Consider the following 16014-nt stretch of genomic DNA (forward strand, 5'->3'; position numbering starts at 1 on the left):
CGGCCAGCCTGCGCCTATGCCCCTGTTTTTCTCGCCAAAATGCCTGACTCCGCAATCGAGCGAGCGGCCTGGCGCAATACTTCCGGGCTTTGCACGAGCGCAATCCGGACGTAGCCTTCCCCTTCGTCGCCAAAGGCGCTACCAGGAATGACGACCACCCCTGCCTCCTCCAATAGCGCAATGGCAAACTCGCGGGACGTCCAGCCAGTTGGCACGGGTGCCCAGACGAACATCGTCGCTTTCGGCGGCACAATGTCCCAGCCCGCCTCGGCCAGTGCTGCCAGCAAGACGTCGCGGCGCTCCTGATAGACAGGGCCGACGCTGCTCTTGCCGCCTGCTTCCCGGTCCATGCGCAAAGCCGCGACCGCCATCTGCTGGACAGGCAAAAAGACGCCGTAGTCGACATTCGACTTGACGATGGCCAGCGGCTTTATGATCTCGCTGTTGCCGACTACATACGCAATGCGGCAGCCTGCCATGTTAAAGCTCTTGGAAAACGAATTGAACTCGATCCCGACCTCTTTGGCTCCCGGCGCTTGCAGGAAGCTGGGCGGGCGATAGCCGTCAAAAGCCATCTCCGAATAAGCGAGGTCGTGCACGACGATGATGTCGTGACGCTTGGCGAATGCGACGACCTCTGCAAAAAAGTCGACGGTGGCCACAGCCGATACAGGATTGTTCGGATAGTTCAGAATCATGAACTTCGCACGAGCCGCGATCTCGTCCGGGATGTCTGCGAGCCTGGGCAAAAAGCCGTTTTCCGCGCGCAGCGGCATCCGGTAAGGCATCGCCCCGGCCAGATGCACGCTCCCCTCGTAAATCGGGTAGCCGGGGTCAGGCACGAGCACGATGTCGCCCGGATCGGTCCAGGCCAAAGCAAAGTGCGCGAGTCCATCCTGCGAGCCCATCAAGGAATGAACCTCGCCGTCTGGCGCAAGCTCCACGCCAAAGCGGTATTGATACCAGCGCGCCACTTCTTCGCGAAAAGCTCCGGTACCCTCGCTCAAGGCGTAGCCAAATGCGCCCGGCTGTCTGGCAGCAGCGAGCAATGTTTCGAGCAACTGGTCTTCAGGCGGTTGGTCCGGGCTGCCGATACTCAAGTCGTACACGGTCCTTTTCTTCGCGACTTCTTTTTTTCGCGCAGCCATCTCGGAAAAAATCGCGGCAGACAAGTTTTGCAGTCTTTTGGACGGTTGGCGCATCCCCTACTTGCCTCCCCACGCTTTTTCCAGCTCGTCTTCCTTGAAGCCCAGCGTCACTGTATCATCGCTCGCCAAGAGAGGGCGCTTGATGAGCTTTCCGTTGGAAGCGAGCAAGTCAAGCATTTCCTCGTCTGTCATCGTCGGCAGCTTGTCCTTTAACCCAAGCTCGCGGTATTGCACGCCGCTGACATTGAAAAACTTGCGCAGGTCAAGCCCGCTCGTCTGCCAAATCCGACGAAGCTCTTCCTTGGAAGGCGGCGCATCGACAATCGGCACTTCCTCGAAGCTCACCTTGTGGTCTGTCAGCCATTTTTTCGCTTTGCGGCATGTATCGCATTTGCTGTACAAATACGCTTTCATGGTCATGGTCGATTCCCTCGCTTTTCGTTATGTAGTCATTCTCTCTTGTAAAAGAATACCACACCGTCCTGGACAATGTTTGCCTGCTTGAAAAAAACGACAGCCCCACTTCAACGGCTGCCGTTTTTCGCGTTTTGCTTTGCTGTTAGTGGCCCGGGCTTTTGGACGGATCGGCTTTTGCGCCTTCCGTCTCGACGGCTTCGGCCCCGGGGTTCACCTGCCACATCTGGGCAAGCGGCGAATAAGGCACCCCTAGCTGCTTGTCGTTTTGCGCTTCTACCGCTTCCGCCAAAGTCCCCGTCAACGGCTGGGTGTACTCGATTTCTCCATCCACGAAAAAGCTCCCCCTTCAGCTTGGCCTGCTTTTTTAAGTGTGGGGAGTTTGCCTGAACTTATGCAGAGTGGCTTGCCGTGATCTCTACCTGGTAGCCGGCGTGCTTTCGCACCTGGAAAACGCCGTTCTCAAAAATCAGGTACTGCGCCTTGACGCCGATCAGCCGCCCGCCGAGCTGCTCCTCTTTGTCCAACGTTTTCGAGTTGATCTTGTCCAGCGACTCCAAAATCGGATATGTAATATCCACCCATTCGTCTTCCCTGTATTGGAAAGGTTTGAACGGTTCGGGAAAATGGCTGTACACCTCGTCGCGCATAGCAATCAGGTCGATTTCCTTGACGTCGCCCTTGAGCATTTTGCGCCAGTTGGTCTTGTCCGGCAAAAACTGGCTAAGATGGTACTCCAGTTCTCCCGCCATCCGGCGCGTCGGCACTTCCGCAATCGGGATCGCGCGAATCGCCCCCTGATCGACCCAGCGTTTGAGCTGGTTGTGCTTGCGCGTCAGTCCGACCTTGATGTCGCTGGAAACTGCCAGATAGACGTAGTGCGGGATCATGCAGTATTGCTCGCCGAAGCTCTCGTCCCGGCACGTCCCTTGGTCAAAATGACATTCGTGCGGCTTGACGATGCACAAGTCATTTTCCGGCAGTTTGGTAAAACAGGGGTAGCAGTACCCGCTGTTGAACGTTTTGTTCGTTTTGCGCCCGCAGGCGATGCAATTTTTTTGGCCCAGATAGGAAATGGTCAGTTCGCTGCCGAGCCATTCATTTAAAGGCAGACGGTCTTCGCCGATGTTCAAATAGTAGTCGACCGGCTTTTCTCTCCCGTGATAATCGTGGCTCAGACCGTGCAAAATACCGCGGAGTTCCACTTCATTCTCTCCTCTCCCATGTACAGTCCTTTCATTTTAACATATCGCCTGTGCGCACCGGGCGCTGTTTTCTTTTGGCAGCATGTTTTCCAGAGCGGAGGGTGAACCTAAACTATCTCAATCAAAAGGAGGGCGTCCGTCATGAGCCGCGTCGTGCTGTATGCTTTGTTGCTTGCCTGCCTGCTCGGCTACGGGATATCTCCTGTTACCGCCCGGGAACTGCTCCCCTCTTACGAACCGATTCACCGGATCGACACGAACAAAAAGGTAGTCGCCCTGACCTTTGACGACGGTCCGGATGCCACCTACACCCCGAAAATTTTGGAGGTGCTCCATAAAAACCGGGTGCCCGCCACCTTTTTCGTGCTCGGCTCCCAGGTGGACAAGCATCCAAAGGTGCTGCAATGGATTTACAAGGCCGGACACGAGATCGGCAATCACGGCTACCACCATTTTGACTTAAACAAGCTGACAGAGCACGAGGTGTACGAGGACATCAAGCAAGCAGAGCGCTCCATCCTGAGGACGACGGGCATTCTCGCCCAATACTACCGTCCCGCCGGGGGTGTCATGACCCACGACGTCATGAACGCCGTCCAGGCGAGCGGGTACGACATCATTCACTGGTCGGTCGATCCGCGAGACTGGTCGCTGGCGAGAACGGCGTCTGTCATTGCGAAAACCGTGAAAAGCAACGTGTCGTCCGGCGACATCATTTTGTTTCACGATGGCGGCCTGAACCAGAAGCAAACCGTGGCCGCCCTGCAGGAGCTAATCAGTGACCTGCGCTCGCAAGGCTACCGCTTTGTCACCGTATCGCAACTGCTCGATGAGGCCAAGTAATAGGCACCAACGCCTCGCTCTTTCGCGAAGCAACTGGTGCCTTGCCTTTTAGGCCAGAACTTTTCCGAGGAAAGAACGCAGCCGCTCGTGGCTGGTGTTGTCAAAAAGTTCCTCGGGGCTTCCTTCTGCCATAATCACGCCCTGATCCATGAAAATGATGCGGTCGCCGACTTCCCGCGCAAATCCCATCTCGTGCGTGACCACGACCATCGTCATCCCTTCCTTGGCCAAGTTTTTGATGACGGTCAGCACCTCACCCACCAGCTCCGGGTCGAGGGCGGAGGTCGGCTCGTCGAACAGCATGACTTTCGGGTTCATCGCCAGCGCGCGGGCAATCGCCACCCGCTGCATCTGGCCCCCGGACAACCGCTCCGGGTACACGTCGGCCTTGTCTTCCAGCCCGACCTTTTTCAGAAGCGCCAGACCCTGCTTGCGCGCTTCTTCTTGCGCGAGCTTTTTGACCTTGATCGGCGCCAGCATGACGTTTTCCAGAACCGTTTTATGCGGAAACAGGTTGAAGCGCTGGAACACCATCCCGACTTCTTCCCTGACCTTGTTGATATCTGTCTTGGGGTCTGACAAGTCATGCCCGTTAATGACGATCCTCCCGCCCGTCATTTGCTCCAGTTGGTTCAGACAGCGCAAAAAAGTACTTTTGCCCGAGCCCGACGGCCCGATGACACACACGACTTCCTTTTCCGCCACCTGTGTCGTAATTCCTTTTAACACCTGAAACTCTCCGTAGCTTTTCGTCAAATCGGTCACTTGAATAATCATGGTCATCCCCCTAATTGCGGTAAATGCGTTTGCTTTAATCTATGTAACTATATTATTGTACCGCAATAGTTTGAAAATTGCACAAATAGTCTCTCGCCCAGTTTTTGCACTCCCTGTTTTTCCAAGCCCGGCCCGATGCGTAACTCTTCCCCTCGCGGCTCATGCTAAGGGGGAGGTGGTTTTCATGCAACGAAAAAAATGGGTGGCGCTCCTGATCGTGCTGGTCGTCTTTGTCGCGGGAATAACGGTAGAAGGCTTGGCCGGAAGCTACAAGGAGCTGGCCGACACCCCCGGATTCTCCTGGGAGGAAAACGTCGTGTACGGGTCAGGCAGCAACAAAATTGTGCAGTTGTTCGTAAACGGCGTCATTTCCGGGGAGCCGAACGCTTCCGGGATGCCTTCGATGGCAGAACTGCTCGCCGAGCAACTGCGGCGGGTCGAGGAAGACGACATGGTCAAGGCGCTCGTGCTCCGGATCGACAGCCCTGGCGGCGAGGTCGTCGCTACGGATGAGTTGCATACCCGGCTGATGCGGCTCAAGCAGTTGCGCGACATCCCGATCGTCGTCAGCATGGGCTCGACCGCTGCGTCGGGTGGCTACTACCTGGCAACGGCTGGCGATGCGATTTTTGCCAATCCGAATACATTGACCGGGAGTCTCGGCGTCATTTTTCAACTGTTTAATTACAACGAGGCCGCAGCCAAGCTGGGCGTCAAACAGTACGCGATCAAAAGCGGGCGCTACAAAGACATCGGCAGCCCGGCGCGCCCTTTGACCGATCCCGAGCGGCAAATTTTCCAGTCGCTGGTCAACGAGAGCTACCGAAAATTCGTCGATGTAATCGTCAAAGGCCGCAATCTCTCCCGCCAGCGCGTCTTAGAAATTGCCGATGGCCGCGTCTACTCCGGCGAGCAAGCCAAGCTGCTCGGACTGATCGACGAATTTGGCGATCTGGAAGAAGCGACCCGGCATGCACTCTCGCTCTCTGGCGAGCAGGAAGCGATGGTCGTGCGCTACAATGACCAGCTCTCCATCAGCAAGCTGTTGTTCAGCCTGAAGCAGCACTGGTCCAACCCTGATCCGCTCGGGCTTGCGCAGCTCGTGCAGCGCCAAAGCTCGCCGCGGCTCCTGTACCAATTCATCCCGTCGTTTTAAAAAGGAGTGAGAGGAATGAGCGACCTCATGGCAAGGCAAGAGCCGGACGGCTGGCAGGAGCCGCCTCGCGAGCACCACTTCGCAGGCTTTTGGATACGCGTAGCGGCCTCCCTGCTGGACTCCCTGTTTCTGGTCGGCGTCAGCCTGCTCGTGTTCAATCCGCTGCGGCGCGCCATGGGCGTATCCGGCGACTTTTTTTCGTTGATCGATCTGATGGAGGCGCTGTTCGGACTGTTGTACATGATCCTTCTGACCTGGTGGACGGGACAGACGTTGGGCAAGCTGATTACCGGAATCCGGGTCATTAGTGCCAGACAGTCCCGGGGCAACCTGTCGGGCGGCCAGGTCATCCTGCGCGAAGTGATTGGCAAGTTTTTGTCCACGCTGCCTTTTGGGCTCGGCTATTTGTGGGTGGCATGGAATCCGCAAAAGCAAGGCTGGCATGACTTGCTCGCGAAAACATACGTCGTCTACGACCGCAAAACGTGAAACCTCCGATCGTCTATTCGGAGGTTTTTCCTTTTTTCGTAACAGATTTGCTTCCTTTGACTCTGTTTTTGGCCCGTCTTTGCACTGATACTGGTAACAACCAAGGCAATTCCACTTCGAGGAGGTAGACATATGCACAAGAAAAAAGCAATCAGCATCCTCGCCTTAGGTCTTTCACTGGCTCTGCTCGGCCAGTTGTCACCCGTTTTTGGTGTGTCCGCCGCTCCTGTCGCAGCCGCAGAGCAAGCAGTCAAATCGGTGTCCACGTACGGCATCCAGCTCGGAATGAGCGCCGCTCAGGTCGAGCAAAAGCTGGGCAAGCCCGCACGCAAAGACCCGAGCCACACCGGAGTAGAATGGTGGATCTACAACAAAGATTTGAACAACTACATACAGGTGGGCATCCAAAACAGCAAAGTCGTCACGCTGTTTACGAACGGAGCGAAGATCAATATCGGGGGAATCACGATCGGTTCCACCACCAAAGCGTTGCAGGAGGCATGGGGAGCGCCACAGAACACTCTGGCTATTACTCCATCGCTGCGCATCCAGGACAATACGCTCAAACATCCGACTTATCTTCAAAACAATCAGGTCATCACCTTTTCCATCGATCAACTGGGCGGCAACAAAGTCGCAGGTGTCCGCATCTCCACGCCAGAGCACTTCGCCACGATCGCCATGGGCCTGATGTACCCGATTGTCTATACACAGTTGCCGGCGCAGCCGAAGCTGACAGACGCCCAGATCAAGCAAGCCGCCATCGCTTATGAGAAAGAAAATTTCGACTTGCTGAACGTCGCTCGGCTGCGCGCCAAATTGCCTGTCCTGACCTGGGACGAGCAGGTCGCGGCTGTCGCCAGGGCGCACAGCAACGACATGGCGCAGCACAACTACTTCAGCCACACCTCGCCGACGACGGGAAGCCCGTTTGACCGCCTGAAAAAAGCAGGCATCCGCTACAGCTACGCGGGCGAAAACATCGCCTACGGCCAACTGGACGGCATTGAAGTCCACATGGGCTGGATGAACTCCTCCGGCCATCGGCAAAATCTTTTGAATCAAAACTTCAAACAGTTGGGCGTCGGTGTCGTCATCAAAGACGGCCGCCCGTTCTACACGCAAAACTTCGTCTCGAAGTAAGCGCTCGGAAAAAAAGACACGCCAGCACAATCGCTTGGCGTGTCTTTTGTTGCTCTAACGAAGACTTCTTGCCTCATCCACGGACAGAGTCGAAGTTACTGCTGCGCAGCCGCATTCGTAGCAGGAGTTGGCGGCGGAACCTGCCCCTCTTCGGAAAAAAACGGGATGATGACCAGACTGAGAACGAAAAACAAAATCCAGACGATCCCCCGCTTGAATATGCACGGAGTCAGCATCGGGTCAACCCCTTCCAAAAAAACAATTCTTCTATAGTAATACGCTTCCCTCCCCTGCGCCCGTTTATGCTTTTTTACGAAGAAAACTTACAGTTCAGCAAAAATGGTTGGGAAACCCCGGCAGCACAAAAAGCCATCCTCCACACATGCAGAGAATGGCTTCGTTTTTGGCATCCATCAGCCTTGTTTTTGCAATGGCAGCGGATAGCCCTCTGCCTGGGACTTGCTGTTTCGGGCAAACAGGCAGGCGGCGGCGAAGACCACGAGAAGCGCCCCCATCAGCCAAAACATCGTCCACGGCTCCCACAGCTCCATGAGCACGCCGTTGACGTTTGGCGCGAGAATGCTCGCGATCCCGAAGTTGATGCCCGCAATAATTCCCGCAGTCGGCACCATGGCGGCAGGCAAAATATCGGCCGAATAGGCCAGACCGAGCGAGTAAAACGATCCGACTGCCGCCCCGGCAAGCGCGAGCAGCAGCATCATCAGCCAGACGTTTTCCCCGGCCAGCGGGAACAGGAAAAAGGCAATCCCCCCGACAAGCGCACAGGCGAGCATCACTTGCCTGCGCCCGATCCGGTCGCTCAGCGTCCCGAGCGGCATTTGCAAAATAATGCTGCCGACTACAAACGACGGCAAAATCAGGGAAACCCACTCCAGCGACAAGCCTGTGCGCAACGCGTAGACCGGAAAGCTGCCGTTCAAAGACGTCTCCATGAACCCGTATAAAAAGGAAGGAATCAGCGACAGCCAGCCGATGCGCAGCACGGTGGCGTATTTGTTTTGTTTCTTTTCCGTTTGCTTGAGCTGTTCGGGATATTCGTTTTTAATCCGCGACAAAAGCACAAAAGCTACGGCGTACAAAAAAAGCAAGACGCCAAACGGCACCCACAGCCCGAGCGGCAACAAATTCAAGCCAAGCGGCCCGATGCTGAAGCCGACGCCATACGCCAGCCCGTACAGGGACAGGTCGCGTCCCCGCGTTTGCGGCGCGGCGATTTTCGTCACCCACATCTGGCTGGAGTAGTGCAGGCTGGAATCGCCAATCCCCATCAGCATGCGCAACACAAACCAGACAGCCAGGTGGCTGAACAGCGGGATGAGGGCAGTCGCAATCGTGAGCAGCAGCATTCCCCACAAAATCGTGGAACGGTAGCCGATCCGCCTCAGCGGAATTTCCAGCAAAGGCGAGACGAGCACCATCCCCACGTACAGAGCGGCGGCGTTCAGCCCGTTCATGACCGACGACACGCCCTGCTTTTCCAACAGCACAGCCAAAAGCGGAATGCTCAAGCCTTGGCTCAAGCCCGAGATGGCTACCACCAGGATCAACACCCAGAAGGTGTATCTCGACGAAGACATGGTGTTGAAGCTCCTTTCCCCTAAATCCTCTGTAAACCTCTATCCATTCACTTTAACAGAAAGACTCCCTTGTTGAAGCTGGTACATTTTTTGATACAGTCCATCCTGTGCCATCAGCTCGTCATGCGTTCCCCGCTCCACGATTTCCCCGCGGGACAATACGAGAATCTGGTCCGCGTGCTGGATCGTCGACAGCCGATGGGCAATGATAAACGTCGTCCGCCCGCGCGACAGGACGTGCAGCGCTTCCTGGATCGCCAGCTCGGTTTCGCTGTCGATGCTCGCCGTCGCTTCGTCGAGAATCAAAATCGCCGGATCGGCCACAAGCGCCCGGGCAAACGAAATGAGCTGCCGCTGTCCCGCAGACAACGTCATGCCGCGCTCGACAACCGGCTCGTCGTACCCTTGCGGCAGGCGCGTAATAAATTCGTCGGCCCGCACTGCCTTGGCGGCCTGCACGACTTTTTCATCGGAAATCGCGTCGTTGTACATGCGAATGTTGAAGCCGATGCTGCCCGTAAACAAAAACGGGTCTTGCAGCACCAGCCCGATATGACTGCGCAGCGATTGCGTGTCGATCTTGCGCATGTTCTTGCCGTCGATCAGGATGCGCCCTTTTGTCACCGGATAAAAGCCGAGCAAGAGGTTCATCAGCGAGCTTTTCCCTGATCCGGTATGGCCGACGAGCGCGATCGTCTGGCCCGGCTTCGCGGTGAACGAAACGTTTTTCAGCACGTACTCATCTTCGTTGTAAGCAAACGACACCTGGTCGAACACCACTTCCCCGCGCGGCCGCGCGATTGGCGTCCCCGCTGTTTGCGATTCGGCCGCCGTGTCCAAAATATCGAAGACGCGTGTGGCCGAGATCGTCGCCTGCTGCATTTGCGACAGGCGGTTCATAATCATGTTGATCGGCTCGAAAAAGCGACCCATGTAGTCTACGAAGGCAAACAGCGCCCCGAACGAAATGACGCTGTGAAACGACGCGGAGCCGTAGTACCAGATAATCAAGGTCAGGGCGATTTTCCAGATCAGGTCGACAGCGGGCCGCAGCAGGAGCGACTCCAGGTTGATTTCCTTCATCCGCACCTTGAAGTAGCTTTCGTTCACCTGCGCAAACTCTTTTTGCACGCCTTCCTCGCGGCGAAACGCCTGGACAATCGCCATGTTTTGAATCATCTCGTTGATCGTCGCGTTCATGTCGCCGAGCTTCGCCCGAATCACCGCGTAGTAGCGGGAGCTGTACTTTTGATAGACGTAGACCAAGAGCGCGAGCAGCGGCACAGTCAGACAGCAGAACAGGGCCAGTTGCGGCTGGAGCACGAACAGCGCGATCAAGATTCCGAGCAAATAAATGCCGTTTTGCACAAACGTGGCAAGCACGCTCACGTACAGCTCGCGAATCGCCTCGGTGTCGTTGCTCACGCGGGAGACGAGCGAGCCAACCGGCGTCTTGTCAAAAAAGGAGACCGGGAGCTTCTGCAAATGCACGAACAGCTTCATCCGCATCTGTTGAATGATGCGCTGGGCGATCGTTTGCAGCCACAAAATCTGAATGTAGTTGAAGCACGCCGACAGCAAAATCAGCGCTCCGTACCCTAACGACAGCCAGATGATCGGCTGCACGTCGTTTTGGTACATCGCCAAAACTTCTTCGCCCGTCAGCCGGATTCCTGTCGGAGCCGCACTCGTCCCCGCCGCATCGCCCGCCGTCACCGCAAAGCGCTCCCGGCCATTTTCCGGCTCGATGGGCGTGAACTGCTTCTCGCCGTTTTGCTCGATTTTTCCCTCGATCAAGTAATACGTCGTGCCTTCCGCAACTACGGTCGCTTCGCTCGCCTGGATGCTGCCGGGTGTCAAGCCCGCATCGGCCAGCGCATCCTCCCGTATATAGTAGCGATCGTTTATCGCAACCACCAGGTCCTCGGGCACCTGCGGCTTTTGTTCAAACTCGTACCAGGGCTTCTGGATGGCGAGGATGTGATTGTCGATCATCGCCTTGGCCAGAAATGGTCCCGCCAGCTCCGCACTCGTCCCGAGCAGAAGCAGGATCAGCGCTCCCCCTATTTGCTTTTGAAACGGCCGCGCAAATGCGGCCAGCCGCTTCCATACGTGTTCTTTCCCCACGAAACGCTCTCCCTCCCTCTTCACGGCTTAGCCGGCAACATCCCGCTCCATTTGCTGTCTGCGATACTGCTCCGCATACCAGCCGTTTTGCTGCATCAGCTCATCATGTGTTCCCCGCTCGACAATCCGGCCTTCGTCCAGCACGAGAATCAGCTCGGCGTGTTGCACGGCAGACAGGCGGTGAGCGGTAATAATCGTCGTTTTGGCGGCGCGCTCCTCGCGCAAATGACGCAAAATCGCCTCTTCCGTCCGGGCGTCGACCGCCGACAACGAATCGTCGAGAATGAGGATGCCTGCATCGAGCAGCAAAGCCCTGGCAATCGAAATCCGCTGCTTTTGCCCGCCGGAGAGGGTCACGCCCTTTTCGCCCACCATCGTTTGCAGGCCATCGCGGAACTGGGCCAGATCATTGCCCATTTCCGCCAGCTTGAGCGCGTGCAGTACCTCCGCCTCTGTCGCTTGCGGCCGGCCAAACGCTACATTTTCCGCAATCGTCCGCGAGAACAGCAAATGCTCCTGCGGCACATAGGCGATTTTTTCCCGCAGCGCTGCAAATGACAGTTTTTCAATCGGCACTCCGCCGACAAACAGCGACTGCTCCTTCAACTCGTATTGATGCAACAGGGCGCGGCACAGCGTCGACTTCCCGCTCCCCGTCCGCCCGACAATGCCCAGCGTCTCGCCTGCCCCGAGCGAAAAGGTGATGTCAGTGAGCGCAGGCTTTTCACTGCCCGGGTAGGCAAAAGAAAACTGGCGAGCTTCTACCGTATTCGGCGTCTCGGCCGTCACCGGGTGGGCGACTTCCTTCACATCCGGCTGTTCCACCAAAAGCTCGGAGAGGCGCTTGTGGGACGCTCCGCCGCGCTGCAGCACGTTGACCAGCCAGCCAAAGGCGAACATCGGCCAGATCAAAAGCCCGAGGTACAGGTTAAAAGCGACCAGATCGCCCAAAGAAATCGCGCTCGTAAAGACGAGGTATGTTCCATAGCCAAGCCCGATCAGGAAGCTGAAGCCGATAATGATCGCAATCGTCGGCTCGAACAGCGCGTCGATCCGCGATACGCTCACGTTGCGCTCCAGCGTTTTTTCACTGACCCGGCGATAGGCTTCAATGTCTTCCTTTTCCTGCACAAACGCACGCAGCACACGCACGCCGGAAACCGATTGCTGCACGTGGTCGTTCATCTCGCCAAACGCTTCCTGGGCGAGATAAAAGCGCTCGTGCAGCAGTCTGCCGTAGTAGGCGGTCGACCAGGCCAAAAAAGGCATCGGGATCAGCGCCGCCAACGTCAGCTTCCAATCGATGACCGTCACCATGACCCCGAGCGTCAACAGCGTCATGAACAGCGAATCGACCAGCGTGAGCACGCCTGTACTCGCCGTTTGCTCGATCGCCGGAATGTCGTTGGTCGCGACAGCCATCAGATCGCCGCTGCGCTTGCGATGGTAAAACGACGGCGTCATCCGCGTCAGGTGCGCAAACAGACGCTCGCGCAAAGTCCGCTCCAAAATCAGCGCACCGCCGTTGAGCAAGTGTCGCCAGGCAAAACGCATCGCGTACAGCCCGACACCAAGCGAGAGCAGGATCGCAACCGTCCTGGTCAAATCCTGCGTCGTCAAAGAGCTGTTGCGCATCGCATCGACCGTCTCTCCGATCAGACGAGGCGGCCAAAGCATCAGGACGTCGATGAGAAATAAAAACAAGATACCGATTGTGTACCGTTTCCAGTACGCGCGAAAAAACCACGATAGCTCCTTGAGTGTATGCAAGCAGATCCCCCTCCCATGATGTAGCCTTGTATGGAACTCAATTGCAGCCAGCGCTTTTCTCCTGGGCAACTGCACCTTTCCAGCGAATGGACAAACCCGGCTGCGCCAAACCAAACCATGGGCGAAACCGTAATTGTACTAATATATAAAAAAGGCGCGCGCATCACGCACCCCTTCTTGCTTCCTTCATCGTAATTTACTGAATTTTCTTTGTCAATCCAACTTTTTCAGCTACGTCTTGCCAGCCATTCTTCCTTCAACATGCTGTACACGGCATGGTCGACAAAATGGTCGTACAGAAACTCGTTGCGGCGCAGGATTCCTTCCAGTTGAAAGCCCAGCCGCTCCGGGATCGCTCTGCTCCTGTAATTTTCCGTCGCCGCCTGAATCGTGACCTTTTCCAGCCCCCACGAGCCGAAAATAAGCTGGTCCATGTACGCCGCCACTGCCCCGGTCATCAGTCCCTTGCCCTGGAACTGGGCGCCGAGCCAATAGCCGATCGCCGTTTTCTTGTTGATCCAGTCAATATTGTGCACGCCCAGCGTTCCGGCCAGCCGTCCGTTGTGCCAGATTCCGTAGTGAATGCCCTGATTGTCGTTATGCTGCTGGATCGTTCGCTGGATAAAATGGCTCGTATCCTCGACACGCTTCGTAAAATTCAGCCAAGGCAGCCATTCCTTCAGGTAGGGTCTGTTGGTGTCCGTGAGCCAGAACATTTCGGCGGCATCGGACAGCTCAAGCTGTTTGAGAAACGTCTCCTCATTAATCGGTATCCTTCTCATGCAAAAGCCCTCCTTATATTATGTAGATGCAGCGACTAAAGACTGGCAAACGACTGCTTACGCTCGATTATGCGACCGGAGCCATTGTTTGGCAAGCGGCAGGGACGCTTCTTGCGCAAAAAGCGCCCGCCAGCGAACTGGCAGACGCTCATGAGCGTGATTATTGTTTGCTTTTCGCAATCTCTTCCGGTTTGAAAATGCCCGTCTCGGTGACAATCGCCGTAATGTATTGGGCAGGCGTCACATCGAACGCCGGATTGTACACTTTGATGTCGTCAGGTGCTACCTGTTTGCCCAGGCCGTGCGTGATCTCCTCGGCCGGACGCTCCTCAATCGGAATGTCCGCGCCTGTCGGTGTTGCCAGGTCGACTGAGGACAGGGGAGCTGCCACGTAAAAAGGAATGCCGTGCGCCTTTGCCAAAACCGCTACCCCGTAGGTGCCGATCTTGTTGGCGACATCGCCGTTGGCCGCCACGCGGTCCGTTCCGACGACGACCGCCTGCACTTTGCCCTGCGACATCACCATCGCCGCCATGTTGTCGCAGATCAGCGTGACGTCGATGCCCGCCTGCTGCAATTCATACGCGGTCAGGCGAGCGCCTTGCAAGACGGGACGCGTCTCGTCTGCATATACTTTCAGATTCCAGCCGCGTTCCTTGGCCAAATAAAAGGGAGCCGTAGCCGTTCCGTACGCTGCCGTCGCCAGCGCCCCCGGATTACAGTGCGTGAGAACGCCCATGCCGTCTTGCAGCAGCGTGAGCAGATGCTCTCCGATCGTCCGGCACACCTCGGCGTCTTCCTTTTGAATCGCCAGCGCTTCGTCAAGCACAGCGGCTTTCAGCTCTGCGATTGGCAGGGCAGCGTCTTTTTTCACGCGCGCCTTGATCCGGTCGAGCGCCCAGAACAGGTTGACAGCGGTAGGGCGGGATGTGCCCAGGTAGTCTGCCTGGCGGTTCAACTCCTGCCAAAACGCTTCGTACGTCTGTGCCTCGCTGCCGCGAATCCCCAGGTACAATCCATATGCTGCGGCCATGCCGATTGCCGGCGCGCCGCGCACTTCCAGGCGGCGAATGGAGCCCCATACTTCTTCTGCGGTCGTCAGCCGCAAGTAAATCGTCTCTACTGGCAAACGCGTCTGGTCAAGCAAGACGAGCGCGTCGTCTTCCCACTTGACTGGCGTTGTTTGTGTACTGGTTGTCATACTGTCGTTGCCTCCTGATAGTAGCGTGCGGTTACCTGGCGGACGATGTCCGTGATGTCTGTCGATTCGTCGACGTTGCTGCGGCCGAGAATCAGCGCTTCTCCGATCGCCAGCGCCAGTCGCTCGGCTTCTGCCCGTTTTTCATCGTCTGCGATGGTGTTCAGATCAGCCACTCCCGCAAGCCCGATCACGCGGCGCAAAATTTTGCAGCCGGCATAGCCCGCCGTGTCCTGAATCAGTCGCTTCACGTAGCTTTGCCACAAGCCTTCGACGTGAGCGCTGCGCTCTTTTGCCTGTTTGTGCCAGAGCTGAACGAACTGGGAAACGAATTCGTTCCAGACATCTTCCACCGTTTCCAGTAAGTATTCGCGATACGAGTCGCGTTCTCCTGGGTCTTCTTGCAATCCGTGTTGACCTGCGTAGTTGAGCAGCAGGTTGGCGATGACCGCGCCGATGTCAAAGCCGATTGGCCCGTAGTAGGCAAATTCCGGGTCGATCGCTTTCAGGCTCGTCTCGGTGATGAAAATGCTGCCCGTGTGCAAGTCGCCGTGCAGCAGCGCTTCTGCGCGCGTGAGGAAGTCGTATTTCAGCTTGGCGATCTCCAGCTTGAGCGGCTTGTTGTTCCAGATCGCTTCCACTTCCCGGCGAATCAGCGGGTTGAAGTCGTTGGTCGGCGCATTTTCGTACGGATCGGTAAAGACGAGATCTTCTGTGATTTTGCACAATTCCGGATTTATGAATGTTCCGACGAGCGCTTTTTTGTCGTACGGATGCGCGCCCAAATCCGATGTGTAGAACAAGGTGTGCGCGAGAAAACGGCCGATCTGCTTCGGAAAAAGCGGATAGCGCTTGCCCTCAATCAAGCCTTTGCGCATGATGATGTGGTCGCCTACGTTTTCCATCACCGTCAGGGCCAGCTCCTGATCGAAGTGGTACACTTCCGGCACCAGGTCCGGTACGTATTTGTGCTGGATGCGAAGCGCTTCGCTCTCGATCCGGGCGCGGTCGATGGTCAGCGGCCACGACTCGCCCACGACTCTCGCAAACGGCAGCGCCTGCTTCACGATCACTTTTTTTCCGGTAGCCGACTCCTGAATATCGAACACCAGATTCAGGTTCCCGTCCCCGATTTCTCGGCTGGTCAACTCGGCCCCCTCTGTAAACAGACCCGGCAAGCCTTTTACGTACTCTACTGCTTCCTGTTCAGTCAATGCGCGGTATGCCATGATTGATTACTCCCCTCGTTAAGTAGTTTCTCTCTATCTGTAGCGGACTGGTCATATCCCCCAGCCTTGCGGTCAAACGGTGTCATGCGGCCATCGGCGTTCGTGCTGTGACATACAAAAAGACCTCTTTTCCGA

16 protein-coding genes are annotated in these 16014 nt (G+C 56.5%); 4 read left to right on the forward strand and 12 right to left on the reverse strand.

What is annotated here, in order from left to right:
* Positions 1-14: 14 nt before the first annotated feature.
* From AC3WQH_RS15375 to AC3WQH_RS15390, 4 genes are all read right to left on the reverse strand, one after another.
* Complete coding sequence (locus AC3WQH_RS15375; protein WP_005826594.1) at positions 15-1202, reverse strand: aminotransferase class I/II-fold pyridoxal phosphate-dependent enzyme; 1188 nt, start codon at positions 1200-1202, stop codon at positions 15-17.
* A gap of 3 nt (positions 1203-1205) precedes the next feature.
* The gene (locus tag AC3WQH_RS15380; protein WP_005826597.1) at positions 1206-1568 is read right to left on the reverse strand and encodes an arsenate reductase family protein; all 363 of its coding nucleotides are present in this window, start codon (positions 1566-1568) and stop codon (positions 1206-1208) included.
* 139 nt (positions 1569-1707) lie between these two features.
* Entirely contained in the window at positions 1708-1896 is a 189-nt protein-coding gene (locus tag AC3WQH_RS15385; protein ID WP_005826599.1) for a hypothetical protein, read from the reverse strand.
* Between the two features lie 58 nt (positions 1897-1954).
* Positions 1955-2767, reverse strand: coding sequence for a DUF2797 domain-containing protein (locus AC3WQH_RS15390; protein ID WP_197187480.1), 813 nt, complete (start codon positions 2765-2767; stop codon positions 1955-1957).
* A gap of 141 nt (positions 2768-2908) precedes the next feature.
* On the opposite strand from AC3WQH_RS15390, the gene AC3WQH_RS15395 reads away from it, so the two are divergent.
* A complete protein-coding gene (locus AC3WQH_RS15395) occupies positions 2909-3610 on the forward strand; it encodes a polysaccharide deacetylase family protein (protein WP_005826604.1) in 702 nt (233 codons plus the stop codon).
* Between the two features lie 48 nt (positions 3611-3658).
* On the opposite strand, the gene AC3WQH_RS15400 is transcribed toward AC3WQH_RS15395, so the two are convergent.
* A complete protein-coding gene (locus tag AC3WQH_RS15400) occupies positions 3659-4387 on the reverse strand; it encodes an amino acid ABC transporter ATP-binding protein (RefSeq protein ID WP_492332135.1) in 729 nt (242 codons plus the stop codon).
* Positions 4388-4571: 184 nt separating this feature from the next.
* On the opposite strand from AC3WQH_RS15400, the gene sppA reads away from it, so the two are divergent.
* The 3 genes from sppA to AC3WQH_RS15415 all read left to right on the forward strand — a co-directional run bounded on the left by sppA (position 4572) and on the right by AC3WQH_RS15415 (position 7175).
* A complete protein-coding gene (sppA, locus tag AC3WQH_RS15405) occupies positions 4572-5543 on the forward strand; it encodes a signal peptide peptidase SppA (RefSeq protein ID WP_005826609.1) in 972 nt (323 codons plus the stop codon).
* A gap of 15 nt (positions 5544-5558) precedes the next feature.
* Complete coding sequence (locus AC3WQH_RS15410; protein ID WP_007776457.1) at positions 5559-6032, forward strand: RDD family protein; 474 nt, start codon at positions 5559-5561, stop codon at positions 6030-6032.
* 132 nt (positions 6033-6164) lie between these two features.
* Positions 6165-7175 (forward strand): CAP domain-containing protein, encoded by a 1011-nt coding sequence (locus tag AC3WQH_RS15415; RefSeq protein ID WP_005826615.1) that lies wholly within the window; start codon positions 6165-6167, stop codon positions 7173-7175.
* Between the two features lie 95 nt (positions 7176-7270).
* On the opposite strand, the gene AC3WQH_RS15420 is transcribed toward AC3WQH_RS15415, so the two are convergent.
* The 7 genes from AC3WQH_RS15420 to mtnK form a co-directional block, all read right to left on the reverse strand.
* The gene (locus AC3WQH_RS15420) at positions 7271-7411 is read right to left on the reverse strand and encodes a hypothetical protein (RefSeq protein WP_167333240.1); all 141 of its coding nucleotides are present in this window, start codon (positions 7409-7411) and stop codon (positions 7271-7273) included.
* 177 nt (positions 7412-7588) lie between these two features.
* Complete coding sequence (locus AC3WQH_RS15425) at positions 7589-8773, reverse strand: MFS transporter (RefSeq protein ID WP_005826616.1); 1185 nt, start codon at positions 8771-8773, stop codon at positions 7589-7591.
* A 39-nt stretch (positions 8774-8812) separates the two neighbouring features.
* Entirely contained in the window at positions 8813-10900 is a 2088-nt protein-coding gene (locus AC3WQH_RS15430; protein ID WP_327945003.1) for an ABC transporter ATP-binding protein, read from the reverse strand.
* A 27-nt stretch (positions 10901-10927) separates the two neighbouring features.
* Positions 10928-12670, reverse strand: a complete 1743-nt coding sequence (locus AC3WQH_RS15435; protein WP_025844048.1) for an ABC transporter ATP-binding protein — start codon at positions 12668-12670, stop codon at positions 10928-10930.
* 227 nt (positions 12671-12897) lie between these two features.
* On the reverse strand, positions 12898-13452 hold the full coding sequence (locus AC3WQH_RS15440; RefSeq protein WP_007776467.1) for a GNAT family N-acetyltransferase: 555 nt from the start codon (positions 13450-13452) through the stop codon (positions 12898-12900).
* A 160-nt stretch (positions 13453-13612) separates the two neighbouring features.
* Positions 13613-14653: an S-methyl-5-thioribose-1-phosphate isomerase gene (gene mtnA / locus AC3WQH_RS15445; RefSeq protein ID WP_005826621.1), complete on the reverse strand. Its 1041-nt coding sequence runs from the start codon at positions 14651-14653 to the stop codon at positions 13613-13615.
* On the reverse strand, positions 14650-15879 hold the full coding sequence (gene mtnK, locus AC3WQH_RS15450; protein WP_005826623.1) for an S-methyl-5-thioribose kinase: 1230 nt from the start codon (positions 15877-15879) through the stop codon (positions 14650-14652). Before mtnK ends, mtnA begins: the two co-directional genes overlap by 4 nt.
* Positions 15880-16014 lie beyond the last annotated feature (135 nt).

The organism is Brevibacillus sp. FW301-21C12A, assembly GCF_058788915.1.